Annotated in this window: 14 protein-coding genes; 8 read left to right on the top strand and 6 right to left on the bottom strand. The window is 72.8% G+C overall.

Features of this window, described 5'->3' with window-relative positions:
• The first annotated feature begins 156 nt into the window (after nucleotides 1–156).
• Entirely contained in the window at nucleotides 157–1,638 is a 1,482-nt protein-coding gene (locus AOK11_RS30805) for a type III PLP-dependent enzyme domain-containing protein (RefSeq protein ID WP_055596981.1), read from the top strand.
• A 96-nt stretch (nucleotides 1,639–1,734) separates the two neighbouring features.
• Here AOK11_RS30805 and AOK11_RS30800 read toward each other — a convergent pair whose 3' ends face one another.
• Nucleotides 1,735–2,325 carry a hypothetical protein gene (locus tag AOK11_RS30800; protein ID WP_055596980.1) on the bottom strand — a complete coding sequence of 197 codons (591 nt, stop codon included), beginning with the start codon at nucleotides 2,323–2,325 and terminating at the stop codon, nucleotides 1,735–1,737.
• Between the two features lie 133 nt (nucleotides 2,326–2,458).
• Nucleotides 2,459–3,304, bottom strand: a complete 846-nt coding sequence (locus AOK11_RS30795) for a MurR/RpiR family transcriptional regulator (RefSeq protein ID WP_055596979.1) — start codon at nucleotides 3,302–3,304, stop codon at nucleotides 2,459–2,461.
• A 192-nt stretch (nucleotides 3,305–3,496) separates the two neighbouring features.
• On the opposite strand from AOK11_RS30795, the gene AOK11_RS30790 reads away from it, so the two are divergent.
• Nucleotides 3,497–3,922 (top strand): hypothetical protein, encoded by a 426-nt coding sequence (locus AOK11_RS30790; protein ID WP_055596978.1) that lies wholly within the window; start codon nucleotides 3,497–3,499, stop codon nucleotides 3,920–3,922.
• Nucleotides 3,923–4,349: 427 nt separating this feature from the next.
• Here AOK11_RS30790 and AOK11_RS30785 read toward each other — a convergent pair whose 3' ends face one another.
• Nucleotides 4,350–5,738 carry a cystathionine beta-synthase gene (locus AOK11_RS30785; protein ID WP_055596977.1) on the bottom strand — a complete coding sequence of 463 codons (1,389 nt, stop codon included), beginning with the start codon at nucleotides 5,736–5,738 and terminating at the stop codon, nucleotides 4,350–4,352.
• Between the two features lie 258 nt (nucleotides 5,739–5,996).
• Between AOK11_RS30785 and AOK11_RS30780 the strand changes: the two genes are divergently transcribed.
• The 3 genes from AOK11_RS30780 (at nucleotide 5,997) to AOK11_RS30770 (ending at nucleotide 9,531) form a co-directional block, all read left to right on the top strand.
• Entirely contained in the window at nucleotides 5,997–7,043 is a 1,047-nt protein-coding gene (locus AOK11_RS30780) for an SGNH/GDSL hydrolase family protein (RefSeq protein ID WP_055596976.1), read from the top strand.
• A 160-nt stretch (nucleotides 7,044–7,203) separates the two neighbouring features.
• Nucleotides 7,204–8,424, top strand: coding sequence for an acetyl-CoA C-acetyltransferase (locus AOK11_RS30775; protein WP_055596975.1), 1,221 nt, complete (start codon nucleotides 7,204–7,206; stop codon nucleotides 8,422–8,424).
• A 297-nt stretch (nucleotides 8,425–8,721) separates the two neighbouring features.
• On the top strand, nucleotides 8,722–9,531 hold the full coding sequence (locus tag AOK11_RS30770; protein WP_055596974.1) for a hypothetical protein: 810 nt from the start codon (nucleotides 8,722–8,724) through the stop codon (nucleotides 9,529–9,531).
• 64 nt (nucleotides 9,532–9,595) lie between these two features.
• Here AOK11_RS30770 and AOK11_RS30765 read toward each other — a convergent pair whose 3' ends face one another.
• Nucleotides 9,596–9,907 (bottom strand): hypothetical protein, encoded by a 312-nt coding sequence (locus AOK11_RS30765; RefSeq protein WP_206188962.1) that lies wholly within the window; start codon nucleotides 9,905–9,907, stop codon nucleotides 9,596–9,598.
• Nucleotides 9,908–10,007: 100 nt separating this feature from the next.
• Here AOK11_RS30765 and AOK11_RS30760 point away from each other — a divergent pair, with 100 nt between their 5' ends.
• Nucleotides 10,008–10,241 (top strand): DUF4287 domain-containing protein, encoded by a 234-nt coding sequence (locus AOK11_RS30760; RefSeq protein ID WP_055573748.1) that lies wholly within the window; start codon nucleotides 10,008–10,010, stop codon nucleotides 10,239–10,241.
• A 130-nt stretch (nucleotides 10,242–10,371) separates the two neighbouring features.
• On the opposite strand, the gene AOK11_RS30755 is transcribed toward AOK11_RS30760, so the two are convergent.
• Nucleotides 10,372–11,280: a Bax inhibitor-1/YccA family protein gene (locus tag AOK11_RS30755; protein WP_055596972.1), complete on the bottom strand. Its 909-nt coding sequence runs from the start codon at nucleotides 11,278–11,280 to the stop codon at nucleotides 10,372–10,374.
• A gap of 393 nt (nucleotides 11,281–11,673) precedes the next feature.
• On the opposite strand from AOK11_RS30755, the gene AOK11_RS30750 reads away from it, so the two are divergent.
• Together AOK11_RS30750 and AOK11_RS43095 are read left to right on the top strand one after the other, a co-directional pair.
• Nucleotides 11,674–12,447, top strand: a complete 774-nt coding sequence (locus AOK11_RS30750) for an ATP-grasp domain-containing protein (protein WP_157869486.1) — start codon at nucleotides 11,674–11,676, stop codon at nucleotides 12,445–12,447.
• A gap of 131 nt (nucleotides 12,448–12,578) precedes the next feature.
• Entirely contained in the window at nucleotides 12,579–12,722 is a 144-nt protein-coding gene (locus AOK11_RS43095; RefSeq protein WP_157869485.1) for a hypothetical protein, read from the top strand.
• Between the two features lie 276 nt (nucleotides 12,723–12,998).
• Here the strand turns inward: AOK11_RS43095 and AOK11_RS30745 are convergent.
• On the bottom strand, nucleotides 12,999–14,750 hold a 1,752-nt coding region (locus tag AOK11_RS30745; protein ID WP_338058958.1), incomplete at its 5' end, for a tetratricopeptide repeat protein.

Raw genomic sequence — 14,750 nt, 5'->3', positions numbered from 1 at the left:
GGTCTGCCTCCTGGTGGCGAGCTCCCGCGCTTACTACAGATATTCACACCTTCGCAGTCTGAATAGAGCCAGTCAATGCATGCGGCCGTGTCGGCGCGGAGAGCCGGACGGTGCTTGGCTGGAGACACGGGCGCCGACATGGGTACGGGCAGGGGCATGAGCACTGAAACAGGAGACGACAGCAGGACGCGGGAGACGGGTCACGGCGAGGACGACGGGCGGGCGGCGGGAGCGCGGCGGGCGGCTCGGCGGGACGCGGCGGTGCGGGCCGCCGTGGCACAGGGGCTGCTCGGCCCCGATCACCCCCTGGTGGCGCTGCTGGACGTCACGGGCATCCGGGAGTCGGCGGCCGAGCTGCGGGAGGCCTTCGCGGCGGTGACACCGTCCGGCACCCCCGTACTGCACGCCTTCGCGGTGAAGGCGACCCCGCTGGTACCCGTACTGCGGCTGCTGCACACGGAGGGCATCGGGGCCGAGGTCGCCAGCCCCGGCGAGCTGGCACTGGCGCGGGCGGCGGGGGTGCCGCCGGAACGGACGGTGCTGGACTCACCCGCCAAGACACCGGCCGAGCTGCGGGAGGCGCTGGCCCTGGGCATCGCCGTCAACGCGGACAATCCGCAGGAGCTGGCGCGCATCGACGCCCTGATGGCCGAATCCCCGGCGCGGCCTGCCGGTCTCCGCTCCCCCCTCGGCATCCGGGTGAACCCGCAGGTCGGCGGCGGCACCATCGAGGCGCTGTCCACCGCGACGGCGACCTCGAAGTTCGGTGTGGCACTGCGCGACGAGGGGGCGCGGGAGTGGGTCGTGCGGGCGTACCTCGACCGGCCGTGGCTGACCCGGCTGCACACGCACACCGGCTCCCAGGGCATCGCCCTGCCCCTGATGGCGAGGGGGGTGGCGGAGACGTACGCGCTGGCCGAGGAGATCAACCGGCGCGCGGGGCGGCAGCAGGTCGACACCGTCGACGTCGGTGGCGGGCTGCCGGTCGACTTCACCTCCGACACGGCCGGCCCGACGTACACGCGGTACGCGCGGCTGCTGAAGGAGACGGTGCCCGGACTGTTCGACGGGCGGTACGGGCTGGTCACCGAATTCGGGCGGTCGCTGCTGGCGAAGCACGGCACGGTGGTCGCCCGGGTGGAGTACGCCAAGAGCGCCGGCGGACGGGCGGTCGCGGTGACGCACGCGGGCGTGCAGGTGGCGGCGCGCACGGTGTACGCGCCGGCCGCGTGGCCGCTGAGGATCGCCGCGTACGACGCCGCGGGGCGGCCCAAGGCGGGACCGGCGGTGATGCAGGACGTGGCGGGGCCGGCCTGTTTCGCGGGCGACCTGCTCGCCCGCGAGATCCCGCTGCCGCTGCTGGAGCAGAACGACTACGTGGCGGCGCTGGACACCGGCGCGTACGCCTTCGCCCACCACTACGGATACAACTCGCTCCCCCGCCCGGCCGTCCACGGCTTCACCGCGCACCACGTGAACCGAGCGGGCGGCACGGACCACGTGAGTGGCACGGACCGTACGAACCGCACGAGCGGTCCGGGCGCCGGGGTCGCCTTCGCGCTGGTACGTCCGGCTCAGACCGCCGAGGAGATCGTGGCCGAATCGGGCGGCGCCCACCTCGACGCCCTGATCCCGTGACCGCTCGATCCTGACCGGTCCCGCCCGGGCCTGATGCGGCTCAGGCCCGGGCGGGCCGGACCGGGCCGAGGCGGGTCAGGTCAGGGCCGAGGCGGGTCAGGTCAGGGCCGAGGCCCGGCGGCGGGCGCCGCCCGGGGTCGCGTCGCCTGCCGCGATGCCGGTGGTGCGGTAGCCCTTGACCGCCTTGCCGGCCGGGCTGCTCGCACCGCCGCTCAGCCAGTCGACGCGGACCCACAGCAGGGCCTCGCCGGCCTCTTCCAGGCGGCCGATCCAGGACGCCTTCAGCCACAGACCCACACCGCACCCGGCGAGCAGCAGACCGCCCGCCGCGGGGATCACGAACGCGCCGCCCAGGGCGGCGAGGAAGGCCAGCAGCAGCCACCAGCGGTGCCGGCGGCGCCAGGTGCGCATGCTGACCGCCCGGTCCTGGAGCACGTCGTGCTTACCGGCCCGCACCGCCGGCCGGGCCAGCTCGCGGTACCGCCCACGCCGTGCGTACGCCACCACGGCGAGGGCCACGAGGAACAGCGCGGCCCCGGCCGACACACCGATCCGGCGGCCGGTCAGCCCCGGCACCAGCACGCCGATGCCCGCCGCGCACACGCCCAGCCACCACAGTGGTGCGGCCCCGGCCCGTACGACCACGGCCACCCGAGCCAGCCCCTGTCCTCCGCGTCCTGCGCGCATCACGTCCAGCCTCCCGTCCCACTTCAGTGGAGCGTCCGTAGGGTCCGGAGCGCAGATTAGTGACTCGAGGTGAGAAAAATCTGAGATCCCCCGCAAGGGGCGGCGCCTCGCCCCGCCGCCCCGGGTCCCGGTGTCACTCGACGAACAGGCCGCGCGTCGCCGCCTTCGTGTCGAACTCCTCCAGCCGGGCCTGGGCGTCGGGCAGGTCGTCGCACATCGCCTCCAGCAGTACCCGGCCCAGCAGCATCGGCGCGCACGCCGTGTCGAAGGCGAGCCCGGTGCCGACGGCGGCGGGCAGCAGCAGGTCGGAGACCTTGGCGACCGGCGCGAAGGCGGAGTCGGCGACGGTGACCACGGTCAGCCCCGCCTCCTTGGCATGGGTGAGGGCGTCGACGACCTCCCGGGGGTGCCGGGGCAGCGCGAAGCAGAGCAGGGCCCCGGCGCCGGCCGCGGCGGCGGCGTCGACGCGGTCGTGGAGCATGGTGCCGCCCTCGTTGAGCAACCGTACGTCGGGGTGGACCTTGGCGGCGAAGTAGGCGAAGCCGTGGGCCTGCGCCGCCGCCGCGCGCAGCCCGAGCACGGGCAGCGGCCGGCTGCCCGCGAGGATCCGCCCCGCCCGCCGCACGGGTTCCGGATCGGCGAGCACCTCGGCCAGGTGCCGCAGGTTCTCGATCTCGGCCTCGACGGCCTGCTGGTACTCGTTGTACGACCCGGCGTCCGGCGCCGGCGGCCCGGAGGGCGCGACCTCGCGCAGATGCCGCCGCAGGGCGGGGTAGCCGTCGAAGCCGAGGGCGACCGCGAACCGGGTCACGGAGGGCTGGCTGACCCCGGCCAGCTCGGCCAGTTCCACGCTGGACAGGAACGGCACGTCGGCCGCGCGCCGCACCATGCTGTGCGCGATGCGCCGCTGCGTCGGTGTCAGCCGGTGCCCCTCGAACAGCGCCTGCAGACGCGCGGCGGGCCCCTCGGTGACGCTCATGACGCGGCTCCCCCTCGACCTGATCACACGGCTGTCGACCCGGCCCATTCACCCGCCGTGCTTCCTGCATGCCGTTATACAGGCGAACCCCGGGCGCGCACGACCGGGACCGGGCAGACCCCCGGCCGACAAGGGGGGCTATCCCCAGTGCCGTGGGCGGCCGGGCTGCCTACCGTGGTCCGCATGAGCGGAATGGACGCGCGGGACGCCGATCTGAAGAAGGAACTCAACGCCACCCTGCAGGCCCGCAGGGAACTGGGCGACGAGTACGAGTCCGCGCTGGTCGACTCGTTCCTGGAGAAGGTCGACCAGCGTATCGACGGGGCGGTGGAGCGCCGGGTGCGCCGGCAGCTCGCCGAGCAGCAGATGACGGTGGCCCGGGACTCCCGGTCGCCGAGGGCCACGGACACCTGGGGCGAGCGCTTCGGCTTCGGGATCGTCTCCCTGGTCCTGGCGGTGCCGCTGTCCGCCATCGGCGGCGGCGTGGCCCATCTGCCCGGCCTGCTGGTCGCCTGGCTGGGCATCGTCGGCGTGAACGTCGTCCAGGCGGCCCGCATCAACCCGGGCCTGTTCGGCCGCCACAGGCCGCAGCGGCAGGACGACGCCTGGGAGGACTGAATGCGGGGGCCGCACGCGAAGGACGGGGCCCGAAGGGCCGGGCGCGGCAGGCTGGACGGGATCGACGCGGGGACCACCGCACCCCCGTGGCCGGGGGGGGCGGGACGACGGTGGTCCCCGCGTAGCGACGCGGGCCGGTCGGGCCGGGCTGCGCGCCTGGCGTCCATGGAGGTCCGGGAGCCGCTCCGGAGGTCCTGTGACGCCGTTCCCTGCCGGCCGGGAAGGGGAGCCGCTCCCTGCCCGCCGGCAACAACCAATCTGCCGGACCGGTGTTAAGCGAGTGCTGCGCGCACGTGACACCCGCGTACCACTTCCGCGAAGTCCACGGAGATCACGTCACGGCTCGACTCCCGGCGCTCCCGGCAGGTTCACCCGCCGTCGGCGGACGTCAGCCGTCCGCCGCTTCCCGCCGGTCAGTTCCCGCCGGTCAGTTCCCGTCCTTGGCGAGGAAGGAGAGCAGGTCCTGGCGGCTGACGACACCGGTGGGCTTGCCCTCGACCAGGACGATCGCCGCGTCGGCCTTGCCCAGCACGGCCATCAGGTCCGCGACCGGCTCACCGGAGCCGACCTGCGGCAGCGGAGCGGACATGTGCTTCTCCAGCGGGTCGTCGAGCGAGGCCTTCTTGCTGAACAGCGCGTCCAGCAGTTCCCGTTCCACCACCGAGCCGACGACCTCGGCGGCCATCACGTCCGGGTGACCGGCGCCCGGCTTGACGACCGGCATCTGCGACACGCCGTACTCGCGCAGCACCTCGATGGCCTCCCCGACCGTCTCGTCGGGGTGCATGTGCACGAGGGACGGGATGTGGCCGTGCTCCTTGTGGTCGAGGACGGCGCTGACGCGCGCGCTGGGGCCGGCGTCCTCGAGGAAGCCGTAGTCGGCCATCCACTCGTCGTTGAAGATCTTGCTGAGGTAGCCGCGTCCGCTGTCCGGGAGCAGCACCACGACGACGTCGTCCTCGCTGAGCCGCTCGGCCACCCGCAGCGCCGCGACCACGGCCATGCCGCACGATCCGCCGACGAGCAGGCCCTCCTCCTTGGCGAGGCGCCGGGTCATCTGGAAGGAGTCCTTGTCGGACACGGGGACGATCTCGTCCGCGACGGTCCGGTCGTAGGCGGTCGGCCAGAAGTCCTCGCCGACGCCCTCCACCAGGTAGGGCCGCCCGGAGCCGCCGGAGTAGACGGAGCCCTCGGGGTCGGCGCCGATGACCTGGACGCGGCCGTCGCTGGCGTCCTTGAGGTAGCGCCCGGTCCCGGAGATGGTGCCGCCGGTCCCGACCCCGGTCACGAAGTGGGTGATCTTCCCCTCGGTCTGCTCCCACAGCTCCGGGCCGGTGGACTCGTAGTGGCTGAGCGGGTTGTTGGGGTTGGAGTACTGGTCGGGCTTCCAGGCCCCCGGCGTCTCACGGACCAGCCGGTCGGAGACGTTGTAGTACGAGTCGGGGTGCTCGGGGTCCACCGCGGTCGGGCAGACGACCACTTCGGCCCCGTACGCCCGCAGCACGTTGATCTTGTCCAGGGAGACCTTGTCGGGGCACACGAAGATGCACTTGTACCCCTTCTGCTGGGCCACGATGGCCAGGCCGACACCGGTGTTGCCGCTGGTCGGCTCGACGATGGTGCCGCCCGGCTGCAGCTCTCCGCTCTTCTCCGCCGCCTCGATCATGCGCAGGGCGATGCGGTCCTTCACCGAGCCACCGGGGTTGAAGTACTCCACCTTGGCCAGGACGGTCGCCCCGATGCCGTGGGTGACGTTGTTGAGCCTCACGAGCGGGGTGTTGCCGACGAGGCTGATCATCGAGTCGTGGAATTGCACCGTTGTCTCCGGATGCTGCAAAAGATGTGGTTGACGTAGTGATGCCAGCGTAGAGCCTGTTCCGGACACTGTCCCCGAGCCCGGCCCCCGCTCCCACCCCTCCCGGGTCGTTCACTCACCGCGAAGATTGGATCACGGTCCGTACGGGGCAAGCACTTGGTGTACGGCTGTGAGGCCGTGCGTACGGCTGTGAGGTTGTGCTGCTGTGCGGCTGCGAGGCGGTACCGCTGTACGGCTCGGAGGAGGTTGCGGCGAGGCATGACGAGGATGTCGAGAGCGAGGGTGGCCCGGCGGATCGCGGCCGGCGCTGCGTACGGCGGGGGCGGCATCGGCCTGGCCGGTGCGGCCGGCGTCGGACTGCTGCTGGCCGAGGTCCGGCTGGCGCGGCGCCGCGTGGGCAACGGCAGGAGTCCGCACGTACCGACCGCGGACGGCCTGTACGGCGCCGCCTACACGGTGCCCGGTGAACCGGCGCTGCGGTTGACGATGCTGGGCGACTCCACGGCCGTCGGCCAGGGCGTGCACCGGGCCGGTCAGACCCCGGGCGCGCTGCTGGCCTCGGGGATCGCGGCGATCGCGGAGCGGCCGGTGGGGCTGAGCACGGTGGCGGTGCCCGGGGCCTGCTCCGACGAGCTGGACCGGCAGGTGACGCGGGCGCTCGCGGATCCGTCCCGGGTGCCCGACATCTGCGTGATCATGGTCGGCGCGAACGACGTCACGCACCGCATGTCGCCCGCGCTCTCCGTCCGCCATCTGTCCGCGGCGGTGCGCCGGCTGCGTACGGCGGGTGCGGAGGTCGTCGTGGGCACCTGCCCCGACCTGGGCACGATCGAACCGGTCCGGCAGCCCCTGCGCTGGCTGGCCCGGCGGGCCTCCCGGCAACTGGCGGCGGCCCAGACGATCGGCACGGTCGAGCAGGGCGGGCGCACGGTGTCGCTGGGCGACCTGCTCGGCCCCGAGTTCGCCGCGAATCCCCGCGAGCTCTTCGGCCCCGACAGCTACCACCCCTCCGCCGAGGGGTACGCCACGGCGGCCATGGCCGTCCTGCCGACGGTCTGCGCCGCCCTCGGCCTGTGGCCGGCCCAGGACGAGCGGCCCGACGCCGCGCGCCGCGAGGGCTTCCTCCCCGTCGCCCGGGCCGCGGCCGAGGCCGCCTCGGAGGCGGGTACCGAGGTCACTGCGGCCATGCCCACGGGGCAGAGGGGCCCCTGGGCCCTCCTCAAGCGCCGCAAGCGCCGCCGGGTGCGGGAGCCGGAGCCGCAGGCCGTGGAGTCCGGAGACTCCCAGACCCAAGCAAGCGCTTAGTAAGATGCGGTCAGTGTCACACTGCGCGCCCCGTGACCCCGCCACTACGTCCGGGTAACTTCCCAAGCAGCCCTGCCCCACCACCCGGTACGCCCGCCCGGCGCCCGGCCACCACCCCTTGACGAGGCGCTGCGCGCCGCCCCTTCCCTCAGGAGCCGTAATGCCCGAAGCCGTGATCGTCTCTGCCGCCCGTTCCCCCATCGGCCGCGCCTTCAAGGGCTCCCTGAAGGATGTGCGCCCGGACGACCTGACCGCCTCGATCATCCAGGCCGCCCTCGCCAAGGTCCCCGAGCTGGACCCCAAGGACATCGACGACCTGATGCTCGGCTGCGGCCTCCCCGGCGGCGAGCAGGGCAACAACCTCGGCCGCGTCGTCGCCGTGCAGATGGGCATGGACCACCTCCCCGGCTGCACCGTCACGCGCTACTGCTCCTCGTCCCTGCAGACCTCCCGCATGGCGCTGCACGCCATCAAGGCCGGCGAGGGCGACGTCTTCATCTCGGCCGGCGTCGAGACGGTCTCCCGGTTCACCAAGGGCAACTCCGACAGCCTGCCCGACACCCGCAACCCGTTCTTCGCCGAGGCCGAGGCCCGTACCGCCGCCGTCGCGGAGCAGGAGGGCACCACCTGGCACGACCCGCGCGAGGACGGCCTCGCGCCGGACGCCTACATCGCGATGGGCCAGACCGCCGAGAACCTGGCACGGCTGAAGGGCGTCACCCGCCAGGACATGGACGAGTTCGGCGTCCGCTCGCAGAACCTGGCCGAGGAAGCCATCAAGAACGGCTTCTGGGAGCGCGAGATCACCCCGGTGACGCTGCCCGACGGCACCGTCGTCGCCAAGGACGACGGCCCGCGCGCCGGTGTCACCCTGGAGGGCGTCTCCGGCCTCAAGCCCGTCTTCCGCCCCGACGGCCTGGTCACCGCCGGCAACTGCTGCCCGCTCAACGACGGCGCCGCCGCACTCGTCGTCATGAGCGACACCAAGGCCCGCGAGCTGGGCCTGACCCCGCTCGCCCGGATCGTCTCCACCGGCGTCTCCGGCCTCTCCCCGGAGATCATGGGCCTCGGCCCGGTCGAGGCGTCCCGGCAGGCGCTGCGCCGCGCCGGTCTCACCATCGACGACATCGACCTGGCCGAGATCAACGAGGCGTTCGCCGCGCAGGTCATCCCCTCCTACCGCGAGCTCGGCATCCCTCTGGAGAAGCTGAACGTCAACGGCGGCGCGATCGCCGTCGGCCACCCGTTCGGCATGACCGGCGCCCGCATCACCGGCACACTCATCAACTCCCTCCAGTTCCACGACAAGCAGTTCGGCCTGGAGACGATGTGCGTCGGCGGCGGCCAGGGCATGGCCATGGTCATCGAGCGCCTCAGCTGACCACCCGGGCCGACCGGCGCCGCGGCGGCACAAAGCAGCCGAAGCGGCACGGTCGGCGAGGAACCGGCCCGGAACCCCTGCCTCACCGGGGTTCCGGGCCGTTCCGTGATCCAATCTCCCCCAGGATGTGACCTATCTCCCTCGCCAAGGAGATTCGCGCAGGTCAGAGCCCTACCCTCACTCGGACCGGAAACAACACTCTGTCCGTTTCGTGACGTTACGCACTGACAGATGGTTAGTCCACCCTTCAAGCTGATGTAGGAAGTCGGGGGTCGACTTTGAACCGGGAGTACGTCAGTGAGCGCCATGCCGATCGCCCTGTTGGTCACCACGGCCGCAACCGGCGCCGTGGGCGTCGCCGTCCTGCGCAGCATTCTGGTGCTGCGCCGGCAGGTCGCGGCCCTGCACACCGAGCTGGTCAAGGACCGTGCCGCCGCCATGCGTGCGCTCCTGCCCGCCGCCCGCTCCGCCCACGCCGACGAGATACGCACGGCCGTGGCCGAGGCCCTGGCGGAGGAGCGGGAACGGGAACTCGCCGAGGCGCGGGCGTTCTGGGCCGCCCAGGAGGCGCGTGACATCTCCGACGCGCCGTCCCTGCTGGGCCTGGCCGACAGCGAGCTGTTCATGCCCCGGCAGACCGATTTCGTGGGTCTGGAGCCGGTGGCCGACCCGGGTGCCGAAACCGACGAGTACGCCTCGAAGGACTTCGTCCAGGGCGCTACGCCCACGGAGTCCCCGGAGCTGGCCGCGGCCCGTCGCCGGCACCCCTCGCACCCGGACTTCGTCCCGAACCCGTCACCGGTCGCGAACGACCACGAGCGCACCGTCTCCACGCTGGAGGAGCTGGCCTCCTCCGAGGTGGAACTGACCGACGTCCGCCCCGGCCCGCTGGGCACCCTGGACGTCTACGTCTTCGCCGACGGCACCACGCTGTGCATGACCCCGGGGCACCGGGAGACCGCGGAGCGGCTGGCCGCGGCCCTGCGCGAGGGCCACGCCCCGTTCCTGCTGGGCGGTTCCGGCATCTCGGGCGCGTACACGCTGACCTTCGCCTGCGGCGAGGAGAACGTCTACATCCTGGCGGACCGCGTCATCGCGTCCCTCTGACCTTTCCGCCTGACCCTTCCGCCCGAATCTTTCGGCGCGCCCTTTCCACGCGCCGGGCGTGTCCTTACACCCCGGCGCGTTTCTGCGCCTCCTCCACGAGCCGTAGCGCTTCTGCGACCTCTTTCTCGTCCTCCAGTACGAGCGCCAGGTCGTGGCCTGCGACGGTGATCTGGTCGGCGGCGGCGAACATGCCCGCGTCGGGCATCTCGCGGGGCTCGGTGCCCGGCTCCTCCAGGCGCTGGGTCCACAACGCCAATTCCCTGGCCAGGGCGAGCGCCTCGGCGGCGGCCCCCCGTTGCAGGCGGCTCTGCGGCGCGGCCCGTAGGCGGTCGGCGAAATGATCCACGGCACGGGTGAGGGGCGTCTTATCAACCACGCGGTGAGCGTACGCGGCACGACAGGACTGTTGCCAACGGACGAACGCTCAGGCACGGTGACCTGAAGGACCGGCTCACACCCCTGCGCTGGAGGCGCCGATGTCCCAAGTCCTCTCCGAAGAGACCCATCGCAACATGCTCGCCCGTATCCCGCACTGCACCGGTCGTGAGGTCTCCGACTGGCTGCGCACCGTCGAGGAAGAAGGTCCCTCCCTCTTCCGCTTCGAGGAGAAGGTCAGCTGGCTCCGCCACGAGTACGACCTGGCGTACGGCCATGCCAAGGCGATCGTCCACGAGTACGACCTGAGAAGGGCCGCGCGCAATCTGCGCTGAGCCCACGCCCTGCCCATGACGGCCCACCACCCACCCTGCCCGCACCACGGCGAAGGGCCCCGGGTGAACCCGGGGCCCTTGCGTACGTCCGCGTGACCGGCGCGTCGGTCACCGACGCGCCGACCGGTCGCTAATCGCTGCTGCTGAAGATCGCGATGAGCCTCAGGAACTCCAGGTAGATCCAGACCAGCGTCAGCGTGAGGCCGAAGGCGGCGAGCCAGGCCTCCTCGCGCGGGGCACCGTAGGCGAGGCCGTCCTCGACCTGCTTGAAGTCCAGGGCGAGGAAGCAGGCGCCGAGGATGATGCCGACGACACCGAAGATGATGCCGAGCGGGCCGCTGCGGAAGCCGAGGCCGTCACCGCCGCCGAACACCGCGAACAGCAGGTTCACTGCCATCAGCAGGATGAAGCCGAGCGCGGCCGCCATCACGAAGCCGTAGAAACGGCGGTTGACGCGGATCCAGCCCGCCTTGTACGCCACCAGCACACCGACGAAGACCGCCATGGTGCCGAGCACGGCCTGCATGGCCGCACCGTCGGCGAAGTAGCTGTCGACGACGCTGGAGATGACGCCGAGGAAGACACCCTCGAACGCGGCGTACGCCAGGATCAGCGCGGGCACGGCCTTGCGCTTGAAGGACTGCACGAAGCCCAGGACCATGGCGACCAGCGCGGCGCCGATGCCGATGCCGATGGACCGGCCGATGTTGGCGTCGTCCACGGGCAGCAGGGCCCAGGCGAGCGCGGCGAAGACGACGAGCACGCCGAGCGTGGTGCCCGTGCGCATGACGACGTCGTCGATGGTCATCCGGCCGGCAGTGGCGGGCGCCTGCGGCGGCGCGCCGTGCTGCACGTCCTGCTGGCCGTACGGGTTCTGCGCGTAGGGGTTCTGCGCGTACGGGTTGCCGGTGGGCTGCGCGTACGGGTTGCCCTGCGTGGCGACAGCGGGACCCCCGGCCTGCGGCGCGGTGTTGAAGCCCGCGTAGCCGTTGTCGCGGCTGAACCCCCGTCGCGAGAAGACCGGGTTTCTGCTCCTCATTTCACTCCTCCATGGCCACACAGCGCGGCCTTGGGCTCAAGAGTAATAGGTAGGCAAAGGAATGACCCCAATGCTTGAGAAGGATCTTTCCCTCGTCGTGCTGCACCACACGCTACGCGGCCATGCGATTCCCCTCAGCTCAGGGGACCGAACCATGACCGACCTGGAACCTGCCCGGAACCGGCCGGAGATCGGCCCCGGCCGCCCCCGCCCCGCTCACCTCCGGTCGAGGGGTGCTGAGCCTGGCGCTGTCCGGTCGTTCTGGCTCCGGGGCCGTGGCGCGGGGAACGGGGCGGGAGGTGAACAGGAAGGCGGCGGGAGAGCCTGGCGGTGTTCGAGCGGATCGGTGGGAGAGAGGCCGTGGCGAGCGTTGCGGAACGGATACTGTTGGTGATGCCCGGGGAGGGGCTCGTGCGGTCGGCCGTGGCCGCCGGGTTCGACCTGTGGGCGGTGGTGGGGCCGCGGGAGGCGCTGCCGGGCGCGGTCCCCCTGGAACGGCGGCTCGTCGCCGGTCCGGTGGGGGTCGCCGACGGGACCCTGCACGGCCTGCTGACCGGGCTCATGCGGCGGTACGGCATCGGACAGCTGATGTGCGGGCCGGGAGCCAGTCACGACGTCCGGGCCGTCGTACGGCGGGTGCGGCGGGAGCGGGACGGGATGCTGTGGCGGGACCCGGCCGCCGAGCGGCTGAAGGATCCGGTGGCGCTGCGGCGGCTGCTGCTCGAGGCGTCCTGGCCCCCGGTGCGGGCGGAGGAGACCGACGGAGTCGCCCGGGCCCGGGCTTCCGCCGAGCGGATCGGACTGCCCGTCGTCATCAAGTCCCGCGATGCCAGGGGACGGTGGGCCGGGCCCGCCTTCGTGCGGGACCGGGAGGCGCTCGCCCTGTGGGCCGGGACCGCGGATGAAGGGGCGCGCCTCGTCGAGGAGTTGCTCCCCGGGCCCCGCTGCCGGGTGGAGACGCTCTCGCTGGGCGGGATGCATCACGTGGTGAGCGTGGTGCGGGAGGGCACGGGCCCGCCCGGGACGCCGGACGAAGTGTCCCGGGTGCGGTCCTGTGTACGGGAACTCCTCGACCTCGCCGGATTCTCCGAGGGCGCGCTGCGCACCGACACCGTGCTGACCCCGGACGGGCCGCGGGTCGCGGGCTGCGCCGACGGGGGGCTCTGAGCAGCGGTGACGATCCCGCGCGGGTGGGAACGAGAAGGGACCGGATCGGGAACCGCCGCCGGAAATATCGCCGATGTCGAGAGCGGGCAGCACTGCCGGCCACCGCCAACCAGCCCTGGGGGACGAGAAACATGCGTACGAAGGCAGCGGCACTGATCGGGATACACGCGGCGCTGGCCCTGGCACTCGGACTGGGCTCCGCGGTGACCGCCACGGACCTTCCGGCCGGGTCTGCCACGCACCGGGTAGTGGCCGGCGACGTCGGCCCGCACTAGCGTGCGGCCGTAGCGCAGCCCTCCGAGGACACTTCCGAGGACACTTTCGGGAAGGCGCCCCCGCCCGGGTCATCGGGCGGGGGCGCCTTCGTGTCAGGTGACGCGGAGCCGTCCACGGGCACGGGCACGTGGCCAGCGTCCTGCGGGCGCGTGGTCAGCCGTCCGTGGGAGGGCGTTCAGCGTTCTGCGGGCGCGGGCGCGTGGCCAGCGTTCTGCGGGCGCGGGCGCGTGGCCAGCGTTCTGCGGGCGCGTGGTCAGCCGTCCGTGGGAGGGCGTTCAGCGTTCTGCGGGGGGACGGGCCAGGCCCAGGTGGGTCAGCAGGCCGTGGGCGGCTGTCTGGTGGGTGCTCGCCGCCGGGTCGCCCAGTTCGCGTGCCGCGCTCGCCATACCCGACAGCGCGTGCCACTCCTCGGCGCGCAGCCGGGCCCGAGTGGCACTGCGGTGGGCCTGCTCGTGCAGGTCGCGGGCCGTCTCGTAGGCGCCGGCGTGGAAGTGGAAGCGGGCGACGACGTTCTGGGTCTTGGCGCGGCGCAGCGGGGCGTCGGTCTCGTCGGCCAGGGCCAGGGCCCGGGCGGCGAAACCGTGGCCGGCCCCGGTGTCGCCGAGGAGCTGGGCGACCCGGGCGGACAGGGCGAGCAGCAGAGCCGTGTCGCCGGCCGGGACCCGCTCGTCGCACAGCGCGCGGGCCCGGGCGAGGCTCTCCCCGGCGGCGCTCGCGTCACCCAGGCCGACCTCGGCGAACGCGAGGTCCGTCAGGGACGTCACCTGGTTGTTGAGATAGCCGAGGCGCAGGGAGATCCCTGCGGCCTCCCGGGCGGCCTGTGCCGCTTCGGCATGGCGGCCGAGCTCCTCGTAGACCGTGCTGAGCGTGCACAGGACGTCCGCCTGATTGCGTTCGGCGCCCAGCTCCCGCGCCAGCGACAGCGAGCGGCGCAGGTGGAAGAGGGCGGGTTCGTAGTCGGCGCCGGTGGCGTGCAGGATGCCGAGGACGCTGTCGGCATGCGCCTCGGTGAGCCGGTTGCCGGCCTGTACGGCCGCCTCGCGGGCCTCCGTGACCGTCTCGATGCCCTCCTTCAGCAGGCCGAGCTTCCAGCAGGCCACGCCCAGGTTCGACAGGGTGCCGCTGAGCAGCCACAGGTCGCCGGTGCGGCGCGCGGCGGCCGCGGCGGTGCGGGCGACCTCCGCGTACTCGGTGAAGTGGCCGCGGGCGTTGAGGTGGAAGACCAGGTTGCGGGCGAGGGCGGCGGTGTGCCGGTCGAGGCCGCGGCCGGAGGCCAGCGCGGTCGCCGCGATCAGGCCCTTGTGCTCCAGGGCGAACCAGCGGCGGGCGGCGGCCGCGTCGGCCAGCGGGGGCAGTTCGCCCTCGTACGCGGGAAGTTCCGTGGGGTGCCGCATGCGGCCCGGGAAGAGGACCTGGCAGGCTGCCTCGGTCGCCGAGACGTAGTAGCCGAGGAGGCGTTCCGTGACGGCCCTCGTCTCCTCCTCGGAGGTGGGCAGTTCGCGGGCGAAGCTGCGCACCAGGTCGTGGAAGGTGTACTGGCCGATGTCGGGCTGCTGGAGCAGGTGGACGTCCAGCAGGTGCTCCATGAGGTCCTCCGCGTCGAACAGGTCCAGGCCGAGCAGGGCGGCCGCCGCGTGGGCGTCGATGCGCGCGCCGGGGTGCATCGCCAGCAGCCGGAACGCGGTGCGGTGCCGCTCGGTCATCGCCAGGTAGGACAGGCGCAGGGTGGCCGCGACCCCTCGTTCGCCGGAGGTGAGCTCGATCATCCGGCGGGTCTCGTCGCGCAGCCGGTCGACCAGGTAGGCCAGCGTCCAGCGGGGCCGGTTGCGCAGCCGGGCCGTGGCGATCCGCAGTGCCAGCGGGAGATGGCCGCAGCGTTCGGTGAGTTCGGCGGCCGCGTCCGGCTCGGCGGCGACCCGGCCGGCGCCCAGCGTCTCGGTGACCAGCGCGGCGCTGTCCTCGGGCGGCAGCAGGCCGAGGGACAGCCAGGACGCGCCGTCCAGGTCGACCAGCCGGGCCCGGCTGGT

The sequence above is a fragment of the Streptomyces hirsutus genome (assembly GCF_001418415.1).
GTDB classification, from domain to species: domain Bacteria; phylum Actinomycetota; class Actinomycetes; order Streptomycetales; family Streptomycetaceae; genus Streptomyces; species Streptomyces hirsutus.
Note: the sequence above shows the minus strand (reverse complement) of the source record. Positions and strands in the feature narration are given on the sequence as shown.